Source organism: Frankia sp. Hr75.2 (assembly GCF_949319125.1).
In the GTDB taxonomy this organism is placed as follows: domain Bacteria; phylum Actinomycetota; class Actinomycetes; order Frankiales; family Frankiaceae; genus Parafrankia; species Parafrankia soli.
Genome location: NZ_CASGGV010000065.1, coordinates 1 through 8,084, shown reverse-complemented (window position 1 = coordinate 8,084; position 8,084 = coordinate 1). Strand labels below are relative to the sequence as shown.

At 68.6% G+C, this 8,084-nt stretch carries 6 protein-coding genes; 2 read left to right on the top strand and 4 right to left on the bottom strand.

The annotated features are described in order from the left end of the window. A partial coding sequence (locus tag AC559T_RS06670; protein WP_498868118.1) for an integrase core domain-containing protein occupies positions 1-412 on the top strand: 412 nt, incomplete at its 5' end. A 349-nt stretch (positions 413-761) separates the two neighbouring features. Here AC559T_RS06670 and AC559T_RS06665 read toward each other — a convergent pair. The 4 genes from AC559T_RS06665 to AC559T_RS06650 form a co-directional block, all read right to left on the bottom strand. Next, positions 762-2,408: a GMC oxidoreductase gene (locus tag AC559T_RS06665; RefSeq protein ID WP_498868117.1), complete on the bottom strand. Its 1,647-nt coding sequence runs from the start codon at positions 2,406-2,408 to the stop codon at positions 762-764. 167 nt (positions 2,409-2,575) lie between these two features. Then, a complete protein-coding gene (locus AC559T_RS06660) occupies positions 2,576-4,129 on the bottom strand; it encodes a sensor histidine kinase (protein ID WP_112106890.1) in 1,554 nt (517 codons plus the stop codon). Positions 4,130-4,135: 6 nt separating this feature from the next. Beyond that, positions 4,136-4,801, bottom strand: coding sequence for a response regulator transcription factor (locus tag AC559T_RS06655; RefSeq protein ID WP_498868116.1), 666 nt, complete (start codon positions 4,799-4,801; stop codon positions 4,136-4,138). 106 nt (positions 4,802-4,907) lie between these two features. Next, positions 4,908-7,106: an MMPL family transporter gene (locus tag AC559T_RS06650; protein ID WP_112106888.1), complete on the bottom strand. Its 2,199-nt coding sequence runs from the start codon at positions 7,104-7,106 to the stop codon at positions 4,908-4,910. Between the two features lie 306 nt (positions 7,107-7,412). Here AC559T_RS06650 and AC559T_RS06645 point away from each other — a divergent pair, with 306 nt between their 5' ends. After that, on the top strand, positions 7,413-8,030 hold the full coding sequence (locus tag AC559T_RS06645) for a TetR/AcrR family transcriptional regulator (protein ID WP_368955326.1): 618 nt from the start codon (positions 7,413-7,415) through the stop codon (positions 8,028-8,030). Positions 8,031-8,084: the final 54 nt, after the last annotated feature.

The following is an 8,084-nucleotide window of genomic DNA, read 5'->3' as shown; positions in this document are numbered from 1 at the left end:
GCGAAGCAGTCAACCGCCTTCGCGGGCATCGGGATCGCGCAACGGGCCGCCGTCCGACGATATCCGTGACCGCGACGCGAAGTTCACGGCTTCCTTCGACGCTGCCTTTGCCGGGGCCGGCATCGACGTGGTGCGCACACCACCGCAAGCCACGCAGGCGAACACGATCGCGGAACGCCGGATCGGCACCGCCCACCGCGAATGCACCGACAGACTACTAATCGTCTCCGAACGGCACCTGACCGCGGTCCTCACCAGCTACGCGAAGCATTTCAACACCCACCGACCCCACCGCTCCCTCAGCCAGCACCCACCCGACCCGCCACCCGCAGTCGCCCCAACCCCGGATTCCACCGTCCGTCGCACACGCATCCTCGGCGGCATGATCAACGAATATCGCAACGCCGCCTGACACCTCCCCCGGAAGATCGCATCAACCGCAAAAGGCCAGATCACAGGCCGAATCGGGATTCTGGAGCCCCACAGGGTCGGCCGACGAGCTGGCCTGCTTCGAAGACGGCGCCGGCGCAGACGAGGGCGACGAGGCAGGGTGCGTTGACCGCCCGCCAGCGGGTTTGGGCGGCAGTCGAACCCGTCGGCGTTGGAGTTGTGGAGCACGTCGCGGTCCCAGGCCTCTGAGGCGAACGTCATCTCCGTGATCTTCGTCGGGCTCATGCCCTGCGCGGACAGCGGGATCGGCTGCGCCCGCTGCCAGGTCACCGGCGACCCCGACGATCGCCGCACGATCCGCGGTCACGGCACTAGAACAGTTGTCCGATGTCCTGGCGGACGATCGTGGCCATGCTGTGTTCGGCCAGGGCGGCGATTGTCATGGACGGGTTGCAGGCGCCGGTGGAGCCTGGGATCCGTGCGCCGTCGAGTACGTAGAGGCCGCGGTGACCGAGGATCCGGCCGTACTGGTCGACGGCGGGTCCCATGGGAACTCCGCCCAGCGGGTGCCAGGTTGAGGGCGACGTCTCGTCGGTGTCGGTCATCGTTCCACCGCCCGCCGCGGCCAGCCGTTGCATGCGGGCGGCGATCAGCTGTTGCAGTGTGGCTTCGGCGGAATCGGGCCAGGTCAGCGTGGCGTCGTCCTTGTTCGGGTCGTAGGCCCAGCTGCCGGCTGCCTGAACGATCCCGAAGCCGACGACGGTCATCATCTTGACTCCGGAGAGCTGCACGGGCGATCCGGCATGGATAAGGGTGAACGGGATCGGGCTGAGCGGGTCGCGGCCACCCACGCAGGCCGGGCCGCCCTGCTGGGTTCCGATGTCGCCGTTCATTCCGGTCCAGGCATAGATGCGGTCCCCGTTGTTGCCCCACTGGGTGCCGACGGCGTCGGGCAGATCCGGCACGAGCTTCTTGGCACGTGCCTTGACCAGGAGCCGTGTCGTGCCGGCGGAGCCGGCGTTGAGGAACACCGCGTCCGCGACGATCCGTTTCCTCTCCTGGACGGCGCCGGCGGTATCGATCCGGTCGACGGCCAGCACCCAGCGCCTGTTCGGGTCGAGTGAGATGTCGCGGACGACGTGCAGCGGCTCCACCCGCACCCGGCCGGTCCCCTCCGCAGCGGCCAGGTAGGTAACGTCAATTGAGTGCTTGCCGCCGTTGTTGACTCCGAACGCCAGGTCGCTGGTGGTGTAGGTCGGCTGGTTCTCGCCCTTGAGCTCACCCCGGACGAAGCTCCAGTCGACGGGCAGGGGAACCCGGAACGGCTGCAGGCCCGCGTCCGGTGCGGTCGCCTGGAACAGCCGGGACGAGCGGTAGGGGTCGGTGTTCAGGATGTCGTCGGGGATCGTGGAGATCCCCAGCATGCTGGCGACGGTCGGGTAGGCCCACTGGTTCAGCTCGTCGTAGAGGCCGGCCGCCGCCGGCATGGAAACGGCGAAGTTCTCTCTGGTCGGCTGCAGTGTCATGCCGTGGTAGGTCAGCGAGCCGCCGCCGACTCCGGCCCCGCAGTTGATGTCCATCCCGGTCCCCGTCACGGTCTCGATCACCCCGGTGAACGGCTCCCAGGTCTTGTCGACACCCCGGATCGGGCTGTGGTCCGTCAGCCAGGAGGAGCGGTTGTCTATGGTGCTGAAACGGCAGAACGTCGTCGCGTTGGGCCCGGTCGGCCAGCGGATGCCGCGTTCCAGGACCAGCGTCGGGACCCCGGCCTGGGCCAGCCTCAGCGCGGTCACGCCCCCGCCGAAGCCGGTGCCGACGACGACGGCACGTTCCCGCGTCTCGATCACGGAGGCCCCTGCGGCGGTGGCGGTCTGCCCCCGTGTGCCGTCGGCGCGGGCCATCAGGCCGCCGGCCGCGGTCGCACCGAGCGCGGCTGTACCGAAAGCGGCCGCTCCGAACATCTTCCGGCGGGTGAGCCCCGAGGCGGTGTTCTTGCTGGTGGAAGCGTTCTCGGACATCGTGACTCCAATGCAATCCGCTGTGGTGCATGCCGAGGTAAAAGTCTGCGAACAAGAACCCCTGAGGCGACGATCCGCTCGAGTTCGGCGCGCGACGCTGGTGTCAGCGTTCTAAGGCGCACCCGTTGACGTTGTGGACCGGCCGCAGCCCGGGATCGGCGCACCGCTCACTGGCCAGCGTCGTCGACGGGGGAATGCGCACCCCAGGGTGAGGCCGGGCGAGCCGCAGGGTTCGCGTGGTGACTGGACTGCTCCGCACGAGCAGCATGCTCGCCGGCCAAGCTTGCGCCGTCTTGAGCGTTGGTTGCGGGTTTCCTGGGGGCGCCGGCTGTGGGCAGCTCAATGTGGACGGACGTCCCATGCTTCGGTGACGTGTTGAAGATGATCTTCCCGTCGTGGGCGGCGACGATCGCCGCTACGATCGGCAGGCCGAGTCCCGAGCCGGGACGGGGGCGGCTGGCGTCAGCTCGCCAGAACCGGTCGAACGCCCGTTCGGCATCCTTGGGGCGCATCCCCGGCCCGGTGTCGCTCACGTCAAGAAGCGCCGTGCCACCGGCCTCGTCCAGCCGCAGCGACACCGAGGTGGTGGACGGTGTGTGTATGAGGGCGTTCTGTAGGAGGTTGGCGACCACTTGGCGTAGCGCCGCCTCCTCCCCGCGGACGACGACCGGGCCGCACACACGGCACTGCAGGTCGCGGGACGGATATCGCTCAGACGCTTCGCGTTCGACGTCGCGAACCACCGTGGCGAGGTCGACGTGGCCGTGCTGGCCGAATCCGCTTTCGTCCAGCCGGGCGAGGAGCAGCAGGTCCTCCACGAGATCTGCCATACGGCGGCCCTCCCGCCCGATCCGGTGCATCGTCTCGTCGAGGTCAGCGCCCCCGCGCAGGTGTCCGTGGCCCCACAGCTCGGCGAGGCCGCGGATCACGGAGACGGGCGTGCGCAGTTCGTGCGAGGCGTCGGCGACGAAGCGCTGGAGTCGATCCTGGGTTCCCTGCTGCTCGTCCAACATGACGTTGAAGGCGCGAGCCAGATGACCGGCTTCCGATCGGGACGACCCCAGCGCGTCCACCCGCCGCGACCGCTCGCCCGCAGAGATCGCGTCGGCGACCTGTGCCACGCGGGTGATGGGGCGCAGGCCCAGCCGCTCCACCCAGTAGCCGGCGGCCACCAGCACGATCAGCACGCACGCGCCGACGGCGAACACCACCGAGCGAATCCGCCCGGTCGTGGCTTCCACTCGTGCCAACGACTGGGCTAGGAGCACATCCCGGTGACCCGTCCCGACGACGAAGACCGCTCGCCACCGTTGTGATCCGGATGTCGAGGCCACGGTTACCGCGCGCGGCGAGGTCGATGGCCGCGGTCCCGCGGCCGGTGCCATAGGCGCCTGCCCTGCGGCGCCGGTCGGCGCGAGTATCACCGTGCGGCGGTTCCCCGACAACACGGCCAGGTAGGTGTAGTTCAGACCGTTCTGAACGTTCCGGATAGCTGAGGCGGCACCGGGTGGAGCGCCCGCCGACCCGACAGGCGCGGAACGGTCGGGTAGCGGTCCCGCCACGTCGAGAGACACTGCCGCGGCGCGCGCCGCGCCGGTGAGCTGCTCGTCGATCTGGGCGACCTGGGCGGTCCACACGGACTGGATCAGCAGGTAGCCGGCAAGCCCGAGAACCCCGAGCACCACCCCGCCGGCCACCGCCAGCCGCAGTCTGAGCGTCACGGCACGTCATTCCTCGCTGAGGCGGTAGCCCACGCCACGCACGGTGTGGATGAGCCGCGGGGGCACCGTGTCAACCTTCCTTCGTAGCGAGGAAATGAACGTCTCCACGACCGTGGACTCACCATCGAAGCCGTAATCCCACACGTGGTCGAGAATCTGCCCCCGGGTCACCACCCGACCGGCGTTCCGCAGCAGAAACCGCAGCAGCTTGTACTCGGTCGGCGACAGCGCAATGGGTCGGCTCCCGATGGTGACCCGGTGAGCATCCTCGTGGACGCTTAGCTCACCGCATGTCAATAAGGATGGCTCCGCGCCCACACCGCGGCGGCGCAGGATCGCCCGGGTCCGGGCGACCAACTCCTCGGCACTGAACGGCTTGGGTAGGTAGTCATCGCCGCCGAGCGTGAGACCCCGCACCCGGTCCTCGAGGCTCCCGCGGGCTGACAGGAATATGACTGGCACGTCCACCCGGGCTGCGCGCATCCTCTCGCAGACTTCGAAACCATCAAGGTCGGGCAACATCACATCCATCACGACAAGGCTGATCGAGGTGTCGCCGCCGACGAGGCGTAGCGCATCGCGCCCGGTAGACACCTCGATCACCTCGAAGTCCGCCAGCCGCAGCGCCATGGCGACGACGTACGAGACGTTCTCCTCGTCTTCGACCACCACCACACGAGCATGCGCCATTCAGAAGACCTCGGTGTTTTCCGTGATCAGGGTCCGGTTGGAGCGGAAGACGGGGAATTTATCCGGCCGCTGTCGGCGGGTGGTGTGTTCAGGCGGGTGCATGTTCGTGGGTGGTGTCGAGGGGGTCCGGTCCATCGTCGAGGAGGTGGCGTAGTTTCTCGCCTTCGACGTCGAGGTTGGGCAGGATCCGGTCAAGCCAGCGGGGTAGCCACCAGGCGGCACGGCCGAGCAGGGCCATCACCGCCGGGATGATGGTCATGCGCACGACCACCGCGTCGAAGAGCACGGCGACGCCGAGAGCGAAGCCGATGGACTTGACGATCGACTCGGGCGACAGGATGAACCCGGAGAAGACACTGATCATGATGAAGGCCGCGGCGGTGACGACCCGGGCCCCGTGACCGAACCCGGTGATCATGGCCTGGCGCGGGGTGCTGCCGTGCGAGTATTCCTCGCGCATCCGCGTGACGAGGAAGACCTGGTAGTCCATGGCGAGACCGAACACGATGCCGACCAGGATGATGGGCAGAAGGCTGATGATCGGCCCGGTCTGCTTGATGCCGAAGACGTCGGCGAGCCAGCCCCATTGGAACACCGTTACGACCGCGCCGAATGTGGCCGCGATGCTGAGCAGGAAGCCGAGGGTGGCTGTCACCGGCACGAGCAGGGACCGGAACACCAGCAGGAGCAGGACGAACGCCAGGCCGACCACGACGATCAGATAGGGCACGAGCGCGTCGCCGAGCTTCTTGGAGACGTCGATGTTGATGGCGGTCAGACCGGTGACACCGATGCTGGCGCCAGGCACCGTGCCGTCGATCTCCCGGATGGAGTGGACCAGTTCCTCGGTCGCGGCGGCGCTCGGTTCGCTTGTCGGGATGACGGTCAACAGCGCGGTGTCGCCCGCCGGATTGATGACCGCCGGGGTGACCGTGGCGACGTCGCGGAGGCCATGGATCGCCTGTGTCACCTGGTCCGCCGCCGCCTGCGCCGACCCGGCGCCCGCGTCGACGGTGACGGTCAGCGGCGCGTTGAAGCCAGGACCGAACGCGCCGGCCAGCAGGTCGTAGGCCTTGCGTTGGGTGGTGTCGGGTGCGGCGGCGCCGTCATCAGGCATGCCAAGTCGCAGGTCCAAGGCTGGGATCGCGATGACACCAAGGGTGATGACTCCGATGAGCAGCGCCACGACCGGGCGGCGGGCGATCGCCCCGGCCCGCCTCGCGCCGATGTTGGGCCCCGGCGTGGCACGGTCCGCCTCCAGGTCGCGGGCATGCAGCCCACGAGGCTTCCGGGAGATCCGCCGGCCGGCGAAGCCCAGCAGCGCCGGCAGCAGGGTCAGCGCGATGACCACGGCGACGGCCACGGTGAACGCGGCGGCCAACCCCATCTGGGTGATGAACGGAATGCCCGCGACCACCAGCGCCGCGAGCGCGATCACGACGGTCAGGCCGGCGAACACCACCGCGGAACCAGCGGTGCCGACCGCCAGACCGGCTGCCTCTTCCCGGTCGCGGCCGGCGGCGAGCTCGTGCCGGTACCGGGAGACGATGAACAGCGCGTAGTCGATACCCACCGCCAGGCCGATCATCAGGGCGAGTGTCGGCGTGGTCGACGACAGGTTCACGAACCCGCTCATCGTACTGATCGCGCCGATGCCGATCGCGATGCCGAGGATCGCGGTCAGCAGCGGCAGGCCGGCCGCCACCAGCGAGCCGAACGTGATGAACAGGACTACAGCGGCGACAGCGATCCCGACGACTTCGCCCGCGCCCTGCTCCGGCTTGACCCGCACCGCATCGCCGCCGACCTCGACGGTCAGGCCCTGGGCGCGAGCCTCGTCCACGACGGCGGTGAGCGCGTCGCGGGCCTGATCGGTGAGGTCCGCCGACGGCACCTGGTAGGTCGCGCTCGCGAAGGCCACGGTGCCGGCGGCGTTGACCGCGCCGGACTGGAACGGGTCGCTGACCGAGGCGACCTGTGGCACCTCCTTCAACTGCGCGATCGCCTGCTCGACCTCCGCCCGCACAGCACTGAGCTGCTGACCGTCCGACGCGGCGAACACGACCCGCGCCGTGGCGCCATCGGCGGACGCCTGCGGGAAACGCTCGTTGAGGAGGTCGATCGCCTGCTGCGACGGCGTACCCGGGATGCGGAACGTGTCGGAGGTCGACTCGGACAGGGTGGCGGCGCCGGCCAGCGCGGCGGCGAGGACCGCCACCCACACGGCGGTGACCAGCCACCGCCGGCGGAACGCGAACCGGCCAAGCCGATAGAGGAACGAGGCCATGTAGGGGCTCCTGTTCGAAGGTGCATGGGATCGCCCGGCCACAGGCGGCCGACGGCCACGGGCGTGGCGACCGGGTCCCGCTGGTTCCAGCGGTGCCGGATGACACCCGAGACGCTAGCCGTCCAGCAAGTGAAATGCTAGCTGATCGTAAAGTACGTCACTTGTCGAACGGCCAGGATCTTGCTTTACGAACGACTGGTTGATGTCCTAGCATCGACGAGTCGAGCGCTAGCTGGCCGGCAGGTTGCTAGCTTGTCAATCGGCAAGCTAGTCTGTGAGTCCGTAAGGATTCAGCGAGGAGTAACCGTGACCCCCGCCGCACTGAATGCACCCGGCGTGACCGACACCCGAGGGCGCATCATCGACACGGCGGTCCGCCTGTTCACCAGGCACAGCTACGCGGGCACCTCGCTGCAGATGATCGCGGACGAACTGAGCGTCACCAAGGCGGCCCTCTACTATCACTTCCACACCCGCGAGGAGCTACTCACCGCGGTAGTCGAGCCGGTGCTCGGACCATTGCGCACCATCATCGAGGCCGCCGAGGCGCAACGCACCCCCCACGCCCGCGCGGAGCACCTGCTCGCCGGCTACGCCGCCCTCGCCGTGCGCAACCGCGCCGTGATCTCCGTGCTGGCCGCCGACCCCGGCGTAACCGACGTGCTACTCACCCAGCGCGACCTCGGCGACCTGATCAGCCGCCAGATCCGTCTTCTCGCCGATGTCGACCGCGGTCCCAGCGGGCAGATCAAGGCCGCTATCGTGCTGGGCGGAATCGCCGTCGCGGTCGCACCGAGACTGATCGACCTGGACGACGATGTCCTGCTCCAGCACCTCGTCGAGGCGGGCCGCCGCACGCTGGGGCTACGCACGCCACGGCGGGCCACCCACAACGCGGCCCCCGGCCAGACCGGACCTTCCTGACTGGATGTTTGATTTGTCTTGATTGCCGCTTATGTTCTATCGGGGGTCTCGCCG

Bases quoted from the DNA above. Each gene is read 5' to 3' on its own strand.
- AC559T_RS06665 (WP_498868117.1), bottom strand. From the start codon at position 2,408: ATGTCCGAGAACGCTTCCACCAGCAAGAACACCGCCTCGGGGCTCACC.
- AC559T_RS06650 (WP_112106888.1), bottom strand. From the start codon at position 7,106: ATGGCCTCGTTCCTCTATCGGCTTGGCCGGTTCGCGTTCCGCCGGCGG.